Consider the following 20,585-nt stretch of genomic DNA (forward strand, 5'->3'; position numbering starts at 1 on the left):
TTGGAGAAAAAATCATGACAACCAGAACATGGCTAGCAGCAAGTTTTCTGACGGCAAGTCTGTTTATCGGCGGTAACGCATTGGCAGAAAAAACCTTACTAAATGTTTCTTATGACCCAACTCGTGAGTTATACCAGGAGTTTAATACTGCTTTTGCCAAGTATTGGCGGGAAAAAAACAATGAAAAAATCAGCATTCGACAGTCTCACGGTGGTTCCGGTAAGCAGGCCCGATCCGTCATCGACGGTTTGGAAGCGGATGTCGTAACCCTGGCTTTAGCTAATGATATCAACGCTATTGCCGAAAAAGCCAAATTACTTCCGGAAGATTGGCAAAAGCGCTTTGCGCTCAACAGTACGCCATACACCTCGACAATCATTTTCCTGGTGCGCAAAGGCAATCCCAAAGGAATCAAAGACTGGGATGATCTGGCGCGTCCTGGTGTGTCCGTGATTACACCGAACCCGAAAACTTCCGGAGGAGCGCAATGGAATTATCTGGCGGCTTGGCAATATGGCAAGCGGAAATACGATGATGAAAGCAAAGTAAAAGAATTCGTCAGCAACATTTATAAAAATGTACCCGTGCTTGATTCCGGTGCACGCGGTTCAACCACAACATTTGTCGAGCGCGGCGTGGGAGATGTTTTCATTTCCTGGGAGAACGAAGCGTTCCTGGCACTCAAGGAATATGGTGCGGATAAACTCGAAATGGTAATTCCGTCGCTGAGTATTCTTGCAGAGCCGCCGGTTGCGGTCGTGGATAAAGTGGTCGACAAAAAAGGCACGCGTCAGGTCGCAGAAGCCTATCTTCAGTATCTGTTTTCAGAAGAAGGCCAGGAGATTGCTGCCAAGCATTTCTATCGGCCTACCAATATAAAAATTGCTGAAAAATATGCCGCCAAGTTTCCAAAAATCGAGTTATTCAAAATCGATGATGCGTTTGGGGGCTGGAAAAATGCGCACAAAGCCCACTTTGCCGATGGTGGCACATTTGATCAGATTTATCTGAAGTAATAGCGCACAATGACACGCTTTGGTGCGTTCACCTAAAAGGAATTAGATATGACTGTTCTAATTGTCGGTGGGGATTATGTTGCATCGTTCGAGCATCTCGTTTCCATGCAACACAATGCGCGTGTTGAGCATTGGAGTGGGCGCAAGAAAGGTTTTAACAAGCGTTCACTTCCAAACGAGACACAGTTAATTATCGTTGTTTGCGACTACGTCAATCATAGTCTTGTTAACTCTGTGAAGGAAAAAGCGAGTCGCAGCGGTATTCCGATGGTTTACTGCCATCGCTCTGTCAATGAACTGAAGTGCAAGTTACGGCAGATTCATTAAATTGATTGTAAAAGTTTTTATGGAGCAAAATCAATTTCAAGGATTTCAAGATAGATCCATTGGTACAATCTAAAACAGACAGCAAGCAGAATTCCAAGAACAATCCGCTTGCTGGTCTGTGGCTAGCATCATCAATGATATGGGGAGTAATCCATGAATAAGTCAATAATCAATACCTTTACTGTCAAGGATGAATTTGAACTCATCAACTCAGCCACCGACTATTCTTTGAAGCGAGCCGAAAATGGCTGGATAAGCGGACATTTCTATCACTGCGAATTAACCAGTGTTTTTCAGCCTGTTTTTAGCATGACCCAAAGTAAAACCATCGGCCACGCCGCTTATATCCGTTCCAAGGCAAATGGAGAGGTCGCGCTTTGGCCTTGGCAGGTTTTTTCGCTGGCGTCAAAAGATGAGCAATTGATCGATCTGGATCGTTTATGCCGGGCAATTCACGCTTTGAATTATTATTTCAGCAATGCTTCCAAATCCGATAAATTATTTGTTGATGTCCATCCACGTCTTTTGGAAAGTGTCAAAGACGATCATGGCCGAGCCTTTGAAAATTTTCTCGATTTGATTGGTATGAAGACCTCGCGAGTGGTGATTGAAATTCCGGGCATCGTCAATCGCAACTGGAAATTGCTGCGGCATGTCATCACCAATTACCGTTCCCGTGGTTATCAAATTGCAGCCGATTATAACGGCACTCGCAGTGACTGGATGGTTGAATTGGGGAGCTTGTATCCGGATATTGTGCGTATTGAAGCGGATGAACTGATACGGCATGAAGCCATTGCACCATTGATGGATACCCTCCAAAGCTTTGGCGCAAGTCTGCTGGTAAAGGATATCGAAACATCCAGGCAATTAGCCGCTGCAATCCGGGCGGGTGCAAATTATCTGCAAGGAAATTTACTCAGTGAGCCGGTCCATACCGTCAGCATGATTGATTTATTACCCGTTTCAGAAACAGATATAGGCTAAAACCGACGAGACCACCATGAATTTTACAGGAGTTCGATTTGAATACTTTTAAACAGCACAGCATCTTGCCGGGCTTCAATCTGGCACTGGGATTTACACTGCTGTATCTAAGCTTAATTGTGTTGATTCCGCTTTCAGCAGCGTTTATTCGCACGGCTGAACTGACTTGGCCGGAATTCTGGTCGGTTGTGACGACACCCCGTGTGATAGCTTCATACCGGCTGACGTTTGGCGCGTCATTCGCGGCTGCCCTCGTGAATGCAGTATTTGGTCTGCTGGTGGCCTGGGTGTTGGTGCGTTATCACTTTCCCGGTAAGAAATTAGTCGACGCATTGGTGGATCTTCCCTTCGCGCTGCCAACGGCCGTGGCCGGTATTGCGTTAACAGCACTGTATGCAGGCAATGGTTGGATCGGTCAGTTTCTGGAGCCCTTGGGGATCAAGGTCGCTTTCACACCGCTCGGAATTTTTGTGGCGCTGACTTTCATCGGATTGCCATTTGTGGTGCGCACGGTGCAGCCGGTACTCGAAGATATTGAATCAGAACTGGAAGAGGCGGCAGCTACGCTTGGCGCCAATCGCTGGCAGACTTTTACTAAGGTGATTTTTCCAGTGCTCTTTCCAGCGCTGATGACTGGTTTTGCGCTTGCCTTTGCACGTGCGATTGGTGAGTATGGATCAGTTATTTTCATTGCCGGCAACATGCCGATGGTCTCTGAAATCACGCCCCTGCTGATTATTACCAAACTGGAACAATATGATTATGCAGGCGCCACAGCGTTGTCGGTCGTGATGCTGGTAATTTCATTCATTCTGTTGCTGATTATCAACCTGCTGCAATGGTGGAGTCGGCGCCGCAGTATTAGAGCGTGAGGTAATATGATGAGTACGATAACTTTTCCGGTGACCACTAGCGCGAATAAACAACACGCGACACAAGAACCTGCTTGGGTCCGTAGGTCCTTAATCGGACTGGCGTTGGTGTTTTTAACATTGTTCCTTTTTATTCCCCTGATTTCGGTTTTTTATGAAGCTTTCAAGAAAGGCGTGGATGTCTATTTGGCTGCGATCACCGATCCAGATGCCGTTTCTGCAATTAAACTGACGCTGACCGTTGCAGCGATTGCAGTGCCTTTGAATCTGGTGTTCGGTATCGCTGCCGCCTGGGCAATCGCCAAGTTTGAATTCCGTGGCAAGAATCTGCTGATCACCTTGATTGATTTGCCTTTCTCGGTATCACCGGTAGTTTCAGGGTTAATCTATGTCTTGGTGTTTGGCTTACAGGGATGGCTGGGTCCATGGCTGGCAGAGCATGACATCAAAATTATCTTTGCCGTGCCTGGTATTGTCCTGGCGACCATTTTTGTAACAGTACCCTTTATTGCGCGTGAATTGATTCCACTGATGCAGGCGCAAGGCACTGAAGAAGAAGAAGCGGCTGTGGTGCTGGGCGCAAGCGGCTGGCAAACCTTTTATCACGTGACAATTCCCAACATCAAATGGGGTCTGTTGTACGGCGCTATCCTATGTAATGCACGGGCAATGGGAGAGTTTGGCGCCGTATCCGTGGTATCTGGCCATATTCGCGGCAGCACCAACACTATGCCGTTGCATGTCGAGATTCTCTACAACGAATATAACTTTGCGGCCGCCTTTGCAGTGGCTTCACTACTGGCATTGCTGGCGCTGGTGACACTGGCATTAAAAACATTAATCGAATTTCGCAATCAACAACATCAAAAAGAGGTTACGAATGAGCATTGAAGTCATTAACATTTCAAAACAATTTGGTACTTTTGCTGCTCTGCATCATGTCAGCCTGCAAGTACAATCAGGTGAACTGCTGGCACTGCTGGGACCTTCGGGTTCCGGCAAAACCACATTACTGCGCGTGATTGCAGGGCTAGAAACCGCCGATAGCGGTCAAGTACTATTTCATGGCGAAGATGCAACCGATCAGCATGTACGTGAACGTCAAGTCGGGTTTGTATTCCAGCACTATGCCCTGTTTCGCAACATGACGATTTTCGAAAATGTCGCTTTTGGTTTGCGTGTGCGTCCAAAGAAGTTCCGTCCCTCCAATGCCGAAATCCACAGCCGTGTCATGAAGTTACTGCAACTGGTGCAACTGGATTGGTTGGCAGATCGTTACCCTCACCAGCTTTCTGGCGGTCAACGCCAGCGCATCGCACTGGCACGATCACTGGCAGTAGAGCCAAAAGTATTATTGCTCGATGAGCCTTTCGGCGCTCTGGATGCCAAAGTACGCAAGGAATTGCGCTCCTGGCTGCGCAGACTGCATGATGACATGCATATCACTAGCGTGTTTGTGACCCATGATCAGGAAGAAGCCCTTGAAGTCGCCGATCGGGTAGTGGTCATGAATGAAGGCCGGATTGAACAAATCGGCACACCGGATGAGGTTTATGAGCAACCAGCCAGCCCGTTCGTGTATGAATTTCTTGGCAATGTCAATCTGTTTCATAGCCGTCTCCATCAAGGACGGGCGTGGATTGGCGATATCGAAGTGGATGCGCCAGAACACGCCGAGGCTGAGGAGCTCGCCGCAGTGGCCTACGTGCGTCCACATGAAATCGAAGTTGAGCGTACTACGCAAAATGGTGAAGCGACATTTGCTGCGCGGGTCATTCATGTGCTTTCGGTAGGCCCGATCGTGCGACTGGAGCTCGTGCGTCAAAATGACGAAGAAAAAACTCCCATTCAGGTTGAAATCAGCAAAGAGCGTTTTCGTGAATTACAACTCGTCAAAGGCGATGAAGTCTTCATTAAACCCCGCCGCCTTGATCTGTTTCCAAATCATAAAAATAAAACAGATGGTGCTGCGCAAGCGCAGTAAAGGACTTTGTATGACTGGCTCAAGTAAATCAATCAGGCTGAACAATCAAGGTTGGAATCCGGAAATAGCATGTCGTCGATTCAATTTAATAATGACTTGTTTTTACGACATTCTTAAGCCACGGAGGAAATATGCCTTTAGAACAATTAATCTCTTTACAACAATTAGTCGATCATTTTAACGATCGCTTTGAAACTGAACATCATTCCACTTTGCGTCCATTTATTCTGCAAAGAGATATGGTTAGCGGTATTTTTGGACCCATTCGAGTCAGCAGTGCTTTTTTGCCTGTACGGCAAATTGGTAATAACGAAGCGCTTATCGGTCATATTGCGCAAATATCCGTTACTCCCTACGATAATGGCGTACATAGCGAACAATCCACAGAAATAGGCAATTTGATCACTAAAACTGTTACACAACCTACTAATTTTCAATCCATTATTAGTCTGGATCGCCTATGCAGAACCGTTCACATGCTGAATTATCTGAGTCATTCGCCTAACAGTGGCGTCATTTTTCTGGATGTTGACCCCAGGCATATACTTGGCGTTCAGCAGGAGCATGGTGCTTATTTTGAGAAAATTATTTTCAAATGCGGATTGGTAACCAAAAATATTGTTATTTCTACGACGATTAATAGTTCTTATGTTTTAAATCACAAAGAGCTGCTGGATGGTTTATACAATTACCGCCGACACGGCTACCAAATAGCGCTCAATATCGGCTCACTCTATGCTGCAACTGGGCTTTGGGATCTGATTGTCAAATTGAAGGCGAATTATCTGCGTATTAATGCTCCACATATCGAAACCATTCGCCATTCAGATGCTATCTGGCTATCGGACCTAAAAAAATTAACAGAACTCCAAAATTTAACGGGGGGACAAGCGATATTGCAACAAGTTAATCAAAAAGAGCAGGCGAATATAGTTGCTTCTGCTGGATTTGAACTGGTGCAGGGCGACTATCATGATAGGCAATTCACAGATCATTTGAGATGCCTATAATGAGATGTTAGAGAATTAAGGTATATAAGCACCCTGCGACAATGGCTCTGCTATGCCATTGGAAAGTATGAACACCCGATCCGCCGCATTGATTACCGCAGGTTGATGCGAGACAGCGATAATAGTCAGGTTTTGGGATAATTTTTGCAGTGTCTCGCAAATAGTTTGTTCACTTTCCGGGTCCAGCGCGCTGGTGGGTTCATCCAGAATCAGGAATGCCGGGTTATGTGCCAGTGCGCGTGCAATGGCGATGCGTTGGCGCTGGCCGCCGGAAAGCAGCCCGCCGCGTTCACCCACGACCGTTTGAAGCCCTTCCGGTAAGGCATTGACAAAGTCCCATGCACCGGCCTGGCGCAGTGCCTGCTCTGCATCGGCGACAGTCAATGTAGGCTCCCCGACCAGAATGTTATTCATCACCGTATCATGCAATAAAATGGTATCTTGCGACACATAACCGATCATGTGGCGCCATTCGCGCAGATTGATATCGTGCAACGATATGCCATCGATCTGGACATCGCCGGATTGCGGCTCGGTCAATCCGCAGAGTAAATCCAGTAAAGTGCTCTTGCCGACGCCGGAAGGTCCCATCACTGCAGTGAATGAATTGATCGGTATTTCGATAGTCAGGTCCTTGAAAATGGTCTTTTGACCATAATTGAATTTGACATGCTGCAGGGCGATGCCTCTTTGCAGCGTGGGTTGCCGTGTTCCAGTTGCTCGCTCCGCTGCCGCGCGTGCGCCTTCAGCGGCTTTGCGCAAGGCCCAGTAAGCGCTTTCTTGGGCAGCCAATTGCTGGTGTCTGCGCTGCGTCTTATTCAGTAATCCCAGTATGCGCGTCAGCAGAAAAACCATCAGCATGACTTCCGGCAACGACAATTCCCATACCACTAATGCAATATACAAGCCGCTGGCAGTCAGGGCGGCGAGTATCGGCTCCTGCAATGCGGTTAAAGCCGCCCTGTTCATGACCTCCCGGCGCGTGGCTTTTTCCAGGTGTTGCGTTTGCTCATGCAGAATAGCATCGGCCACGTTATCGCGCGCCATGGCTTTCAATGATTTCACTGAGCTGAGTACATCTGACAGATAAGTCAGCAAGTCCCGTAGCAGATAGGTTTGCTTGCTGCCTGCGCGGCGGGTAGCGCTGACGAGACGGTTCAATACGACCAGCAAAAATAAACCAATGACCAGTGAAGCCAGTGTGGCTTCCCATGAGATAAACAATGCCACAATGGCATACACCAGCACTTGAATGGCGAGCGCCAGCACATTCACGCTGTGCTCGAAACCGTTGGCTGCGCGGTAAGCTTCCGAAGCAATCGAGTTAGCCAGTGAACCCACAGGTTGGTTTAAATAATATTGCCAGCGGCTGGCCAGCAAAGCTTCAATAAGATCTAGGCGCAAAGCCGTGGCAACATGTGCAACGGTATAACCTACCTGCCGATTGGCCAGCAGCAGTACCAATCCTTTGAAAAACATACCCGCTACGATAATGATCAGAATGGTATCTAGTGCGGGTTCAATGCCGATGTCCTGCAGCGCTTTTTCCATGAATTTACCGATGCCGGAATTGCTCGATCCGCCTGATTCACCTACAGCGATGGATAATAAAGGCAGCAGTGCGGTTAAGCTCAATCCTTCAGCGACGCCGGCAATGAGCAATGCGACCAGAACAAATGCGCTGCGTCGGGGAAAGACCATAATGTACGTCAGTAAAGTACGCATAAGCTGTTAGGAAAATGATGAATAAAAGGTTCGATTGTTCACAGATGGGGTTGGTTTTCATTGTACATGCGCAACATCGCATAGAACGCCGTCAATCAATTGTTTGACCCGTTGGGCACGATTGGCCAGCCGCGCGTCGTGAGTAACAATGATCAGGCTTGCATTGACTTGATGATTCAGTTCCAGCATTAAATCAAATACCGCCTCAGCCGTATGGCGGTCAAGATTTCCTGTTGGTTCATCAGCCAGAATGCAGGCAGGTTGTGTCACCAGCGCACGTGCAACAGCAGCGCGCTGGCGCTCACCACCGGATAATTCGCTCGGCGTATGCGTCAAACGGTGGCTTAGCCCAACTTGCTGCAAAATAGCGGCTGCACGATCGTACGCCTCCTGATTTGGCAGACGGCGAATCAGGAGCGGCATGGCAACATTTTCCAATGCACTGAATTCCGGCAACAAGTGATGAAACTGATAAATGAAACCCAGAGAACCATTACGCAGCCGACACCGTTCTTCTTCATTAATTTTCGCAATATCCTGGCCGAGAATACAGATCTCTCCGCTGGTGGGCGCATCCAATCCGCCGAGCACATGCAGCAGCGTGCTCTTTCCCGAGCCGGATGCACCGACAATTGCAACCATTTCACCCTCGCTCAAGGTCAGATTAACGCCTTTCAATACCGGAACCGCCAGATCGCCTTGAGAAAATTGCTTAAACAGGTTGTGGCAGGAAATAACGATATCATTCATAGCGCAGCGCCTCTGCCGGATTCACCTTGGATGCCCGATAGCTGGGATAAATGGTGGCCAATAAACTTAAAATAAACGAAGTGACAGCCACCGTTGTGATATCGGTCAGCTGCGGGTCGGTAGGAATTTTACTGATGTAATAAACTTCACGCGACAGGAATTGCACATTGAGCAGCCATTCAATAAACGCAACCACTTCACCGACATTGTAGGCTAACAGCATGCCGCCGACGACTCCCAGGATAGTGCCAAACACACCAATAAACGTTCCCTGCACAATAAATATTTTCATGATGCTGCGCGGGCTGGCACCCAGCGTGCGTAAAATCGCGATATCCGACTGCTTGTCAGTGACCGCCATTACCAATGTAGACACGATATTGAATGCCGCTACTGCAATAATCAATGCAAGAATCAATGACAACATGCGTTTTTCAATCTGGATGGCACGAAAATAATTGGCGTGTTGCTTGGTCCAGTCACTGATATGACTATCGAGCGTCAGCATGGCAGGTAGTTCCTCCACTACTTTTGGAGCCTGAAACAAATCCGTCAGCTTTAAGCGCACCCCGGAAACAGCATCATTTTCCATACGATACAGTTTTTGTGCGTCAAACATGTGAATCAACACCAATCCGGAGTCATATTCAAAATGCCCTACCTCAAAAATACCCACCACCGTGAATTGCTTCAGGCGCGGCAAAATGCCCGCAGGGGTGACTTGTCCTTGCGGTGAAATCAGCGTGATCTTGTCCCCGATGAAAGTACCCATCATGCGCGCCAATTCCATACCGATGACGATGCCAAATTCGCCTGGCACCAGATGGTCCAGTTTGCCACTGACCATGGTTTTTGAAAAATCGGCTACCTTATCTTCCATCGCAGGCAAAATGCCCCGCACCAGGACGCCCTGTACAACCTGATTGTGTGACAGCATGCCCTGGGCGCTGACATAAGGCGCAGCAGCTTCTACCGCCGGATGCTTGCGGGATTCTTCTGCGGTCTGCTGCCAGTGACTTAGATTGCCATAGATACTGCCGATCTGAACATGTGAAGCAACTCCCAGAATGCGTGTACGTACTTCTTTCTGGAAACCATTCATGACCGACATAACAGTGATGAGTGCCGTCATTCCGAGTGTAATGCCCAGCAGAGAAATCAGTGAAATAAACGAGATGAAGTGATTGCGCTTTTTGGCGCGCGTATAGCGCAAACCAATGAAAAGTTCATAGGGGGACACGAATTTAATACCCGTAATAAGTTTATCCCGGCAGTTTGCCACAACTAACCGAAGCTTAACAAATAAACAATGATCAAGATGATGTGGAAAAACCTCTGAATGGATAGAAACTATCATTCATGAAGTTTTATACACACTTTGGCTTACGTTTGTTTCTTGTTGAGGAGTGTTTCGCTATTTTTAGCGAAATGCTGGCACAGGAAAAAATCCGGATCATCCACAAGGGAAGCAAGATCAGATGATCCGTTGGAATATCGTTCAATAAAATTGGATGGAGATCATAACTATCTAATATTTAAGTAATAATTAAAGTGTTAAGTTATTAGTCAAGTTAAGAAAAACCATTATAAATATATAAGTTAGCTACTTGTCTAAGAGGTTATTCACAAACTTATCCACAGAAATTGTGAATAACATAATTTATCTTTAACCAAATAATGAAATAGCACTAAAAATGACAGCTAATTCTTGAAAAGCTGGCTAACTAATTCATTAATTTACCAAACTTTATTCAAAACCAGAATAAAAGACTTTATCGGGTTCAAGCAGTCGGCTTCAGTCACATAGACCCGCTGCCTTAAATATCAATATTCGTTGCCCGCAACGCATTCTTTTCAATAAACATCCGTCGTGGCTCAACCACATCACCCATCAAGGTGGTAAAGATTTCGTCGGTTAATATGCTGTCTTCAATCTGGGCACGCAGCAGACGACGATTTTGCGGGTCCATGGTGGTTTCCCATAATTGACTTGGATTCATTTCGCCCAGTCCTTTGTAGCGTTGTACACCCACACCTTTTTTGGCTTCTTCCAGTAGCCACTCCAGCGCCTGTTTGAATTCACTGACACCTAGCTTTCGTTCGCCGCGCTGTACAAAGGCACCCTGGCCTAGTAAGCCTTCAAATACCTGGGCAGTTTTCTGGATCTGCGCATAATCACCACTTTCCAGAAAATCACTGTCCAGCTGACTGACCAGCAGATTTCCATGCGAGATGCGTATGATTTTCAGTTGGAAACGTTCGTGTACTTCATCATATTCTGCGGTAATTTGTACATCTTTTACTCGCGCGGCGAGCCGGGAAGCGCTATCCATTGCCGCTTGCTGACTGCTCAGATCAACATCCGGCTGGCGCAGCAACGCATACATGACATTGCTGTCGATCAGTTGACTCATACGCTCAATCACCGCTTCCGCAAGAATGTACTCATTGGCAATTTTTTCCAATGTTTTACCGTTCAAGGGTGGTTTTCCAATGCCGGGGTGCAGCTCGGCGTCGGCTAACGCAAGACTCAACATATATTGTTTCAATTCATGATTATCCTTGACGTAGCGTTCCTTCTTGCCATGTTTGATTTTATACAGCGGTGGCTGCGCGATATAAACATGGCCGCGCTCAATCAACTCGGGCATTTGCCGGTAAAAGAACGTCAATAGCAAGGTGCGGATATGCGAGCCGTCCACATCCGCATCGGTCATGATGATAATGCGGTGATATCGCAGCTTGTCCGGATTATATTCATCTTTGCCAATGCCGGTTCCCAGCGCAGTGATCAGCGAAATAATTTCCTGCGACGAAATCAGCTTATCAAAACGGGCTTTTTCAACATTCAATATCTTGCCCTTGAGGGGCATGATTGCCTGAAATTTCCGGTCACGCCCCTGCTTGGCAGAACCACCTGCAGAATCGCCCTCGACCAGATAAAGCTCGCATAATTTTGGATCTTTTTCCTGACAATCGGCCAGCTTCCCAGGCAGCCCCATGCTATCGAGCACGCCTTTTCTGCGCGTCAGTTCGCGTGCCCTACGGGCAGCTTCACGAGCTCTGGCCGCTTCAATGATTTTATTGCAAATAATTTTTGCATCAACCGGATTCTCCAGCAAATACTCGGACAGCTTTTGCGACACGACTTCCTCAACCACCGGTCGTACTTCCGAAGAAACCAGCTTTTCCTTGGTTTGTGAGGAAAACTTGGGTTCAAACAGTTTTACTGACAGCACACACGACAATCCTTCACGCATGTCGTCGCCAGACGTTTCAATCTTGGCTTTTTTAGCCAGTTCATTTTTTTCAATGTAGTTATTGAGCGTGCGCGTCATCGCAGCGCGCAGGCCTGTCAGGTGAGTTCCGCCGTCTTTCTGCGGAATATTGTTGGTAAAACACAGCACCTGTTCGGTATAACTATCATTCCATTGCATGGAAACTTCGATAGAAATATTATCCTTGTCTCCGACTGTATAAAAGATATTGGGATGCAGCACCGATTTGCTGCGGTTGATGTATTCGACAAAGTTCCTGATGCCGCCGATGAATGCGAATTTTTCCTCTTTCCCACTGCGTTGATCAATCAAGTGAATTTTTACACCGTTGTTGAGAAAGGAAAGTTCACGCAGCCGTTTAGCAAAAATATCGTAGTGATATTCGACGTTACCAAAAATTTCCTTACTGGCCAGGAAGTGCACTTCGGTGCCATGCCGCTCGCTTTCTCCAGTTACCTCCAGGGGTTTGACCGGCACCCCCATCCGGAACTCCATCTGATGGGTTTTTCCTTCACGACGGATCGTCAGCTTCAGCCATTCCGACAGGGCATTGACAACCGATACGCCTACGCCATGCAATCCTCCGGAAACCTTATACGAATTATCATCAAATTTGCCGCCGGCATGTAATTCGGTCATCACAATTTCTGCTGCAGAGCGTTTCATGTCATCATCTTGTTTAATACCAGTTGGAATTCCGCGTCCATTGTCGAGCACACTGACCGAATTATCCGGATGAAGCGTAACCGTGATTTCATCGCAATAGCCTGCCAGCGCTTCATCAATGGCATTATCGACCACTTCAAAAACCATATGATGCAGGCCAGTGCCGTCACTGGTGTCACCGATGTACATTCCCGGCCGTTTGCGCACGGCATCAAGGCCTTTTAATATTTTGATACTTTCAGAACCGTAGCCGCTCTGATTTGCTTTGGATATGTTGTGATTACTCATCAGTTAAAGTCTGTATGAAGTTAAACGGAATGTTAAGCATCGAAAATCGTCATTCGTTCTTAACCAGAATTATTGCTAAATTCTCATCGGCATCACGATATATTTAAATTCTGCTCTTCCTGGTATTGTGATCAGGACGCTGCTGTTGGCGTTTTCAAACGCACATTGCACGGTTTCGCTGTCCACATGGTTGAGTAAATCCAAAAGGTAGGTGATGTTAAGGCTGATATCGATCGATTCATTATCATACTTAACTTCCAGCTCTTCCCGGGCTTCTTCTTGTTCGCTATTTTTGCAGACAATGCATAGGTTATCTTTATTGATGATTAACCGTACTCCACGAAATTTCTCACTTTGATTGGAGAGAATCGATACTCGCTGCAATGCTTGAAGAAAAGTCAGACGTTCTATTTCAAATAATTTGGTATTTTTTGTTGGAATAACGCGATTGTAATCTGGAAATTTGCCATCGATGATTTTAGATGTCAGGATAATATTGGAAAAAGAAAAACGTACTTTGTTTTGGAAGTATTCAATATTGATTGGATCTTCACTGTCGTTGAGCAGTTTTGACAGTTCAAAAACCGCTTTACGCGGGAGAATGACTTCCTGTTTTGGATATGCTTTCGCTAGGTCAGCTGTCATATAAGCAAGCCGATGCCCATCAGTGCCGACACTAACGAGGTGTTTTTCTTCTACGAGTAATAAAAGGCCGTTGAGATAATAGCGAATATCCTGTTGTGCAACAGCAAATTGAACATGATGCAAAAGCTTTTTTAGCTCACTTTGTTTGAGTGTGACAAAAACATCGGATTTCGATTCTTCAACGATTTCTGGAAAATCTTCAACTGGCAATATTTGTAAATTAAAAGCACTCTTACCGGATTTTACATGCAAATGATCATCCTGCCGTGTCAGCAGAATTTCAGCATCTGATGCGAGGGCACGAAGAATATCCTGCAATTTTTTAGCAGCTACTGTCAGAGAAAAGCTTTGTTGCGCCGTAGAATCTTTCTCAGCAGTTGTTTTGATTTGTATTTCCAGATCGGTGGTCAAAAATGAAATCTTTTCTTCATTCTGTTGGATCAGAACATTGGATAGAATGGGCAGCGTTTGGCGGCGCTCTACAATACCAGTAACTGTTTGCAACGGTCTCAGCAAGGCATCGCGGTTAGTTTTTATTAAAAGCATTGATATAAGAATAGTAATAATTAAATAATGTCTTCAATCTTTCTGTATATTTTCTAACATTTAATGAATATCAACACGATAGCACAGTTTTGAAGTTTGTATCATCCTTGTATAAGCGTTGAATAGTTTGTGGATAAAAATGAAGAATGACAGTATCTACAAGTTATACACAAATTATTAAAACAATTATTAATTAACCTCTCAAAATCATAATTAGTGCATTAAAATCTCGATTTACCACAGGATCTGAAATACGTAACTCGCTGATTTTTCTATAACCATGTAATACGGTTGTATGATCTCTTCCACCGAAAGCTTCACCAATATCGGGTAAGCTCAAAGAAGTCAGCTCTTTGGCGATTGCCATCGCCATTTGGCGGGGTCTGGCGACGATGCGAGTGCGTTTTTTTGAATACATCTCAGAAACTTTGATTTTATAGTAGTCTGCGACGGTTTTTTGGATGTTCTCAATGGATATCTGGCGGCTTTGCACAGCCAGTAAGTCTTTTAAGGCCTCTTTGGCCAGATCGAGTGTGATTTCTTGACCGATAAAGCGTGAAAAGGCGAGTACCCGCTTTAATGCGCCTTCTAATTCCCGGACGTTCGAGCGAATATGCTTGGCAATGAAGAAAGCTACGCTTTCATCCAAGCGGATTTTTTCCAGTTCAGCTTTCTTTAGCAAGATGGCAACGCGCATTTCCAGCTCTGGTGGTTCCACTGCTACGGTTAATCCCCATCCAAAGCGCGACACCAGGCGTTCTTCCAGTCCGGAAATTTCTTTTGGATAAGAATCGCAAGTGATGATGACTTGTTTATGCCTTTCTACGAGCGCATTGAAGGCGTAGAAGAATTCTTCTTGGGTACGATTTTTTCCGCCGAAGAATTGCACATCGTCCACCAGTAACAGATCGAGCGAATGATAGTAAAGCTTAAACTTATCAAAAGCTTTATGCTGATAGGCACTGACAACGTCAGATACGTATTTTTCAGCATGCACATAACGGATTTTTGCATTTTTATCCTTTTCATGCACGTAATTGCCAATTGCCTGGATCAGGTGAGTTTTTCCTAAGCCCACGCCGCCATAGATAAAAAGCGGGTTATAGGCAATCCCCGGCGATTCCGCAACTTGGATTGCACCTGCTCGGGCTAATTGGTTAGCTTTTCCGGTAACGAAATTATCAAATGTAAAATTTGGATTCAGCCGGCTGGGATTTTTCTTGGTAGGTGGATATATTGCACTCGAGTCAGGTTTTGGTTCCTCCTGTACCCGTACAGGAGCTGGGTCAGAGTGAGTATTTTTACTTTCCGTTTGATCTGCGAGTTTTAGATGAAACTGAATTCTTTTAGCAAAATATCCTTGGGCCATTGCTTCTATATGAGTAATAAAATTGTCTTTTACCCATTGAGAAACAAAACGATTGGGAGCAATCAGCACCACTTCATTGTCGCTATTTAGCGAGGAATCAATCTGTAGAGGTTTGATCCAAGTATTAAACTGTTGAGCATTCAAGTCTTTTCTAAAATGATCAAGGCAAGATAACCAGAAGGTGTTAAGTGACTGCATAATTTTTGGTTCTTTATCCATCTGGCTTTGAAAGGCAACAGCAACGTAATATAAATACAAAAAACTAATTTTATATTTCCAGATTGTCGATCAACCGTGTGTTATCTAACCAAGCTGCACCTAGTACGACCAAGTCTTGGTCGTTGCTCTGTGCAGGCATCAGTGAACTGCGGTTTTGGATTTGAATGTAATCAACTTTCCAACCTCTTTTCACCAGATTGTTAATTGCGTTTTCTTGGAGGGTCAGAAAATCTTTACAGCCGGAAATAATTTCTTGCCTGATCTTAAGCAGCGTTTGATAGAGATTACGAGCTTCTAACCGTTGTACTTTATTCAAATATTGATTGCGCGAGCTTAACGCCAACCCATCAGATGCACGAACCGTTTCACCCGCAACAATCTCAATAGGCAAATTCAACTGTCTTACCATTTCACGCACAATATGCAGTTGCTGATAATCTTTTTTGCCGAATACAGCAATATCGGGTTGAATAATATTGAACAATTTCAGTACGATGGTTGCGACGCCACGGAAAAATCCCGACCGAAATTTTCCTTCTAAAGTATCTGCCACAGGTGGTAATGCTAACAAGAATTCTTGCTTTGTTGGGAAAAGAATTTTTTCATTGGGCGCAAAAACACTATTGACATTCAGCTCAGCCAGCAATTTGCAGTCATCATCCAAGGTGCGCGGATACCGATTAAAATCTTCATGCGGCAGGAATTGTAGCCGATTAACAAAAATACTGACCACAACACAATCAGAGAGCTGTTTTGCTTGCTTTACCAATGCAAGATGGCCTGCATGCAAATTGCCCATCGTAGGAACAAAAGCAATTCCTCGTTCATGCTTGAGGTCTTCACGCAGTGAAGGAATGTCAGTAAAGATTTTCACCACTAGCCGTCGATTAAAATTCGTGTTCTTGACCTGGAAATTGCCCTGTTTTGACAGCAACCACATAATTTGCTACCGCTTCCTGGATATTGTTTGCACCCACCATAAAGTCTTTAACAAAACGCGGTTTTTTACCTTGAAATAGTCCCAGCATATCATGAAGCACCAAGACTTGAGCTGAGCAATTCACACCTGCACCAATGCCGATGGTAGGAATAGCCAGTGCACGGGTAATCTCTTTAGCTAGTTTTGCTGGTACAACTTCCATTACCAGCAGGCTAGCACCGGCTTTTTCCAGTATTTTTGCATCATTGAGTAACTGTTTAGCTGATTTTTCCGAATTACCCTGTAATTTATAACCACCCAATTGATGGACTGATTGCGGTGTCAAACCGATGTGGGCACAAACCGGAATCCCGCGCCGTGCCAGAAATTCGACGGTATCCGCCATAATTTTGCCACCTTCAATTTTAACCATATGCGCACCCGCAGCCATGATCCTGGAAGCGTTCTGAAAAGCTTGTTCAGGTGAAGCCTGATAACTGCCAAACGGCATGTCGGTCATAATGAATGCCTTGCTGGAACCGCGCGCAACACAACGGGTATGATAAATCATGTCGTCCAATGTGACGGACAAGGTAGTATTGTCTCCGTGCAATACGTTTCCCAGTGAATCACCCACCAGCAATACCTCGACCCCCGCATTTTCCAGAATGTTTGCAAAGATTGCGTCATAACAGGTCAAAGCAGCAAATTTTTCATGGTTCTCATGCATTTTCTGTAGTGTGGTTTGTGTGATTCTCATGCTTTGTATTGACAATTATCAAATATTGATTGGTAAAAAGGATTAGGTTGCAGGGCACTTTTTTATCCATTCTATCCCGATTTCTCAAAACATCAGGTCGGTTTGCTTCATCTACGTTTCTCAGTATTACCGAAATGTTTTTCGCCTTCGAGGGGACGCTTATTCTATTTACCGAAACTAGCTTCGCCAGGTCGTATGTTTTGCTTTCATAACATGATTAGAATTATATAGATTATTTGATTTTATTTTCAATGTATTAACTAACTCTAAAAACTATATGTTCTGATGCTAATAATTTTTGGCACACCGTTTGCTTATATCTATAGTGAAGGCAACCGAGATTGAACAGGTTGACCTGACGGGAACGTTATCAAAATTCTTTAATACAGGGACTTATCGTTATTTAAGTTATTAGTTCAGGTGTTACGGAAACCAATAAATTGGAGGGTCATATCATGTATCAGGGCGAAAACGCATTCGAATTCAATCCGGAAATGAGCAATTTTGAAGGTGAACAATATGAAGGTGAGGGCGAGCAATATGAAAACGAGCAATTCGAGTTTGGTGAAGCAGAGTGGAGAGAAGTATTTAGCGAGAGTGAGGTGATGGAACTGACCGCCGAACTCATGGAAGTGACTAATGAGGAAGAGCTTGATCGCTTCCTGGGCAAATTGATCAAGAAAGCTGGAGGAGCTATCGGTAAAGTGGTGAAATCTCCCATCGGTCGAGCTGTGGGGGGCGTGCTCAAGGGTGTCGCCAAAAAAGCCTTGCCTATTGCTGGCGGTGCACTGGGGGCCTATTTCGGTGGACCATTGGGAGCCAAGATCGGTAGTGGTCTCGCTTCTGCAGCAGGAAAGGCATTGGGGCTGGAACTGGAAGCGTTAAGTCACGAAGATCGTGAATTCGAAGGTGGAAAACAATTCGTACGTTTTGCCGCTAACACCGTCAAAAATGCAGTTTCAGCGCCTGCTTCCACCGATCCACGCACTGCTGCCCAAACTGCAGCTACTAAAGCCGCGCAAATATATGCACCAAATCTGTTAGGCCCGGGCTCAAGACCCGCTGCGCCATCAACCGCTGCGGGCAAAAGTCGTGGTGGTCGATGGATTCGGCAAGGCCGCAACATCATCATTTTCAATGCCTGAACGATTTCCTGATAACGATTTTCCGAGGAGGACAGCATCATGCACGATATCGACCGCACGCAACTGGAAACCAGCGATGAGCTGGAAAATTACAATTACGAATATGAACAATACGAAGATGGTGAAACCGAATGGAGCGCTGAAACGGGTGTTTTCAGTGAAATGCAGGTTATGGAGCTCGCAGCGGAGCTGCTGGAGGTCAGTAGCGAAGAAGAGTTGGAGCAGTTCTTGGGCAGTCTCATCAAAAAGGCGGGTCGGGCTGCTGGTCAGTTTATCAAGTCACCGGTAGGTCAACAGCTTGGCGGTCTCCTGAAAGGTGCAGCCAAGAAAGCGCTGCCCATGATGGGGAGCGCCATTGGGGGTTATTTCGGCGGAAGCAGCGGGGCCAAAATCGGCAGTCAGGTCGCGTCCACTGCCGGCCGAATCTTCGGCTTGGAATTGGAGGGATTAAGTCTGGAGGACCAGGAATTCGAGGCCGCGAAAAGCTTCGTTCAGTTCGCTGGAGCAGCCGCTAAAAATGCAACCTCGGCACCGCCGACGGCGAATCCACGGGCGGTCGCCCAGTCAGCCATGCTGGCAGCCGCTCGTCAACTGGCGCCCGGGCTGGTTAGCAGCACCCGGCCTGCCACCTCTGGTGGCAAAGCGGGTGCTTGCCCTTCTTGCGGAAGTGGGGCCAAGAGCGGCCGCTGGATGCGTCGCGGCAACAAAATTATTTTGTTTGGGGCGTGAGTCATCATGGCCGGCGTTTCCTATGCCACATGGATGCTCGAGCAGGAAGCTCGTGCGCTGATGACCAGGTTGCAACGCATCAAGCCTTTCGTATTACATGAAAGCATGTTGCCAACAGCGGCTATTTTACCCGCAGCACAAACCGGCATCGAACGGTACCTTATGAAAGGCCGGCGAGAGCTGAGAGATTTAATTCGACGTTATATCAGTTGGTTACGTGGACCATCAGGTCAAAGAGCGACACCAGCGCAAGCGCAACGGCTATTTTCACTACTTCGGCTCAGGTTCAATACCATTTTGACTCAGTTCGATTTGTTCAATGATGCGCTGACGCAGCGGAGTGAGAACGAAATCGGTGTTTGGCTTTCAGGACTCGATATCGTCTCTGCCGATGCGCTGACACTGCCTGGTCATTACTATGATGTTCCCCCCGTAATCTGTTATCTCGATCGCGGCGTCGGAGCCGCCATTCGGCGGGCTCGAACACGACTGCCGGGCGGTGGCGAAAATCCGGTGGCAGTGATTCGCGTGCCAAGGGAACGCTTGATCGGCAGCGGTATCGCCTCTTCCTTGATTCACGAAGTAGGTCATCAGGCCGCTGCTCTGCTCAATCTGGTGAATTCACTGCGGCCCGTTTTGCAGGGGATGCAGCGAGGCAGCGGATCGCATAGCGCCATCTGGTCATTATGGGAGCGCTGGATTTCCGAGATCGTCGCCGACTTATGGTCGGTCGCGAGGATCGGGATTGCCTCTACCTTGGGATTGATGGGTGTTGTAAGCCTGCCGCGTGCTTTTATGTTCCGTCTGAACCGGGATGATCCGCATCCTTCTCCCTGGATTCGCGTCAAGCTGAGTTGTGCCATGGGACAGACGCTTTATCCTCATCCGCAGTGGGGACGCCTGGCCCGGTTATGGGAAACCTATTACCCGCTCAGCGGGCTGGATGCTGAGCAGCAGCGAAATTATGACGCCCTGCAGGCGACGCTACCCGGATTTGTCGCACTGCTGGTCAATCACAGACCTCTCAGCCTGCGCGGCCATAGCCTTGCCGAAGCCTTACAGGTGAGAAACCGCCAGCCACATCAGCTTCAGGCGCTTTTGCGGGTCTGGCAACAACAGCCGTCGAAAATGTACTGGGCATCCCCTACCCTGGCTTTTGCCGTGATCGGCCAGGCCCGCTCCGACGGCCGCATGAGCCCGGAACAGGAAAGCACCATTCTGGGTAAATTGCTGACCCACTGGGCACTCAGCAGCACCTTGAAAATAGCCGCAGACTGCTCCAGACAGGGCTGGGGACACAAAGTACCAGAGTTTAAACTGGCAATCAAATATTGAGCATTAAGTTTATTA

The 20,585-nt window shown here is 46.6% G+C and carries 18 protein-coding genes; 10 read left to right on the forward strand and 8 right to left on the reverse strand.

Annotated elements, in window-relative coordinates; all coding sequences use genetic code 11:
- Window positions 1-14 precede the first annotated feature (14 nt).
- From BM021_RS02005 to BM021_RS02035, 7 genes are all read left to right on the forward strand, one after another.
- Window positions 15-1,016, forward strand: coding sequence for a sulfate ABC transporter substrate-binding protein (locus BM021_RS02005; RefSeq protein ID WP_090718241.1), 1,002 nt, complete (start codon window positions 15-17; stop codon window positions 1,014-1,016).
- Between the two features lie 48 nt (window positions 1,017-1,064).
- Window positions 1,065-1,343 (forward strand): DUF2325 domain-containing protein, encoded by a 279-nt coding sequence (locus BM021_RS02010; protein ID WP_090718245.1) that lies wholly within the window; start codon window positions 1,065-1,067, stop codon window positions 1,341-1,343.
- 153 nt (window positions 1,344-1,496) lie between these two features.
- On the forward strand, window positions 1,497-2,330 hold the full coding sequence (locus tag BM021_RS02015) for an EAL domain-containing protein (RefSeq protein WP_090718248.1): 834 nt from the start codon (window positions 1,497-1,499) through the stop codon (window positions 2,328-2,330).
- Window positions 2,331-2,368: 38 nt separating this feature from the next.
- Window positions 2,369-3,202, forward strand: coding sequence for a sulfate ABC transporter permease subunit CysT (cysT, locus tag BM021_RS02020; protein WP_090718250.1), 834 nt, complete (start codon window positions 2,369-2,371; stop codon window positions 3,200-3,202).
- A gap of 9 nt (window positions 3,203-3,211) precedes the next feature.
- The gene (gene cysW / locus BM021_RS02025; protein ID WP_090718253.1) at window positions 3,212-4,093 is read left to right on the forward strand and encodes a sulfate ABC transporter permease subunit CysW; all 882 of its coding nucleotides are present in this window, start codon (window positions 3,212-3,214) and stop codon (window positions 4,091-4,093) included.
- The gene (locus tag BM021_RS02030) at window positions 4,083-5,186 is read left to right on the forward strand and encodes a sulfate/molybdate ABC transporter ATP-binding protein (RefSeq protein WP_090718255.1); all 1,104 of its coding nucleotides are present in this window, start codon (window positions 4,083-4,085) and stop codon (window positions 5,184-5,186) included. The genes cysW and BM021_RS02030 overlap by 11 nt, the downstream gene beginning before the upstream one ends.
- A gap of 131 nt (window positions 5,187-5,317) precedes the next feature.
- Complete coding sequence (locus BM021_RS02035) at window positions 5,318-6,196, forward strand: EAL domain-containing protein (protein WP_256207729.1); 879 nt, start codon at window positions 5,318-5,320, stop codon at window positions 6,194-6,196.
- Between the two features lie 15 nt (window positions 6,197-6,211).
- Here BM021_RS02035 and BM021_RS02040 read toward each other — a convergent pair whose 3' ends face one another.
- The 8 genes from BM021_RS02040 to panB form a co-directional block, all read right to left on the reverse strand.
- Window positions 6,212-7,921, reverse strand: coding sequence for an ABC transporter ATP-binding protein (locus BM021_RS02040; protein ID WP_090718258.1), 1,710 nt, complete (start codon window positions 7,919-7,921; stop codon window positions 6,212-6,214).
- A gap of 57 nt (window positions 7,922-7,978) precedes the next feature.
- Window positions 7,979-8,671, reverse strand: coding sequence for a lipoprotein-releasing ABC transporter ATP-binding protein LolD (gene lolD, locus BM021_RS02045; protein WP_090718262.1), 693 nt, complete (start codon window positions 8,669-8,671; stop codon window positions 7,979-7,981).
- Window positions 8,664-9,911, reverse strand: coding sequence for a lipoprotein-releasing ABC transporter permease subunit (locus BM021_RS02050; protein WP_090718432.1), 1,248 nt, complete (start codon window positions 9,909-9,911; stop codon window positions 8,664-8,666). Before BM021_RS02050 ends, lolD begins: the two co-directional genes overlap by 8 nt.
- Window positions 9,912-10,488: 577 nt before the next feature.
- Window positions 10,489-12,903, reverse strand: a complete 2,415-nt coding sequence (gene gyrB / locus BM021_RS02055; RefSeq protein ID WP_090718265.1) for a DNA topoisomerase (ATP-hydrolyzing) subunit B — start codon at window positions 12,901-12,903, stop codon at window positions 10,489-10,491.
- A gap of 75 nt (window positions 12,904-12,978) precedes the next feature.
- The gene (gene dnaN, locus BM021_RS02060) at window positions 12,979-14,094 is read right to left on the reverse strand and encodes a DNA polymerase III subunit beta (RefSeq protein WP_090718269.1); all 1,116 of its coding nucleotides are present in this window, start codon (window positions 14,092-14,094) and stop codon (window positions 12,979-12,981) included.
- Window positions 14,095-14,287: 193 nt separating this feature from the next.
- Window positions 14,288-15,682, reverse strand: a complete 1,395-nt coding sequence (gene dnaA / locus BM021_RS02065; protein ID WP_371116007.1) for a chromosomal replication initiator protein DnaA — start codon at window positions 15,680-15,682, stop codon at window positions 14,288-14,290.
- A 49-nt stretch (window positions 15,683-15,731) separates the two neighbouring features.
- A complete protein-coding gene (panC, locus tag BM021_RS02070; protein ID WP_090718438.1) occupies window positions 15,732-16,556 on the reverse strand; it encodes a pantoate--beta-alanine ligase in 825 nt (274 codons plus the stop codon).
- Between the two features lie 13 nt (window positions 16,557-16,569).
- Window positions 16,570-17,361 (reverse strand): 3-methyl-2-oxobutanoate hydroxymethyltransferase, encoded by a 792-nt coding sequence (panB, locus tag BM021_RS02075; protein ID WP_090718272.1) that lies wholly within the window; start codon window positions 17,359-17,361, stop codon window positions 16,570-16,572.
- 455 nt (window positions 17,362-17,816) lie between these two features.
- Between panB and BM021_RS02080 the strand changes: the two genes are divergently transcribed.
- The 3 genes from BM021_RS02080 to BM021_RS02090 are packed head-to-tail and all read left to right on the forward strand — an operon-like array spanning window position 17,817 to window position 20,570.
- Complete coding sequence (locus tag BM021_RS02080) at window positions 17,817-18,506, forward strand: hypothetical protein (RefSeq protein WP_090718275.1); 690 nt, start codon at window positions 17,817-17,819, stop codon at window positions 18,504-18,506.
- Window positions 18,507-18,545: 39 nt separating this feature from the next.
- Complete coding sequence (locus BM021_RS02085) at window positions 18,546-19,235, forward strand: hypothetical protein (RefSeq protein WP_090718277.1); 690 nt, start codon at window positions 18,546-18,548, stop codon at window positions 19,233-19,235.
- 6 nt (window positions 19,236-19,241) lie between these two features.
- Window positions 19,242-20,570 carry a hypothetical protein gene (locus BM021_RS02090; RefSeq protein ID WP_090718281.1) on the forward strand — a complete coding sequence of 443 codons (1,329 nt, stop codon included), beginning with the start codon at window positions 19,242-19,244 and terminating at the stop codon, window positions 20,568-20,570.
- Window positions 20,571-20,585: the final 15 nt, after the last annotated feature.

The organism is Nitrosomonas sp. Nm166, assembly GCF_900112825.1.
Classification (GTDB): domain Bacteria; phylum Pseudomonadota; class Gammaproteobacteria; order Burkholderiales; family Nitrosomonadaceae; genus Nitrosomonas.

What these genes read in the sequence shown, in the direction of transcription:
- BM021_RS02005 (WP_090718241.1), top strand. Translation starts at nt 15, where the DNA reads ATGACAACCAGAACATGGCTAGCAGCAAGTTTTCTGACGGCAAGTCTG.
- BM021_RS02010 (WP_090718245.1), top strand. Translation starts at nt 1,065, where the DNA reads ATGACTGTTCTAATTGTCGGTGGGGATTATGTTGCATCGTTCGAGCAT.
- BM021_RS02015 (WP_090718248.1), top strand. Translation starts at nt 1,497, where the DNA reads ATGAATAAGTCAATAATCAATACCTTTACTGTCAAGGATGAATTTGAA.
- cysW (WP_090718253.1), top strand. Translation starts at nt 3,212, where the DNA reads ATGAGTACGATAACTTTTCCGGTGACCACTAGCGCGAATAAACAACAC.
- BM021_RS02030 (WP_090718255.1), top strand. Translation starts at nt 4,083, where the DNA reads ATGAGCATTGAAGTCATTAACATTTCAAAACAATTTGGTACTTTTGCT.
- BM021_RS02035 (WP_256207729.1), top strand. Translation starts at nt 5,318, where the DNA reads ATGCCTTTAGAACAATTAATCTCTTTACAACAATTAGTCGATCATTTT.
- BM021_RS02040 (WP_090718258.1), bottom strand. Translation starts at nt 7,921, where the DNA reads ATGCGTACTTTACTGACGTACATTATGGTCTTTCCCCGACGCAGCGCA.
- lolD (WP_090718262.1), bottom strand. Translation starts at nt 8,671, where the DNA reads ATGAATGATATCGTTATTTCCTGCCACAACCTGTTTAAGCAATTTTCT.
- gyrB (WP_090718265.1), bottom strand. Translation starts at nt 12,903, where the DNA reads ATGAGTAATCACAACATATCCAAAGCAAATCAGAGCGGCTACGGTTCT.
- dnaN (WP_090718269.1), bottom strand. Translation starts at nt 14,094, where the DNA reads ATGCTTTTAATAAAAACTAACCGCGATGCCTTGCTGAGACCGTTGCAA.
- dnaA (WP_371116007.1), bottom strand. Translation starts at nt 15,682, where the DNA reads ATGGATAAAGAACCAAAAATTATGCAGTCACTTAACACCTTCTGGTTA.
- panB (WP_090718272.1), bottom strand. Translation starts at nt 17,361, where the DNA reads ATGAGAATCACACAAACCACACTACAGAAAATGCATGAGAACCATGAA.
- BM021_RS02080 (WP_090718275.1), top strand. Translation starts at nt 17,817, where the DNA reads ATGTATCAGGGCGAAAACGCATTCGAATTCAATCCGGAAATGAGCAAT.
- BM021_RS02085 (WP_090718277.1), top strand. Translation starts at nt 18,546, where the DNA reads ATGCACGATATCGACCGCACGCAACTGGAAACCAGCGATGAGCTGGAA.
- BM021_RS02090 (WP_090718281.1), top strand. Translation starts at nt 19,242, where the DNA reads ATGGCCGGCGTTTCCTATGCCACATGGATGCTCGAGCAGGAAGCTCGT.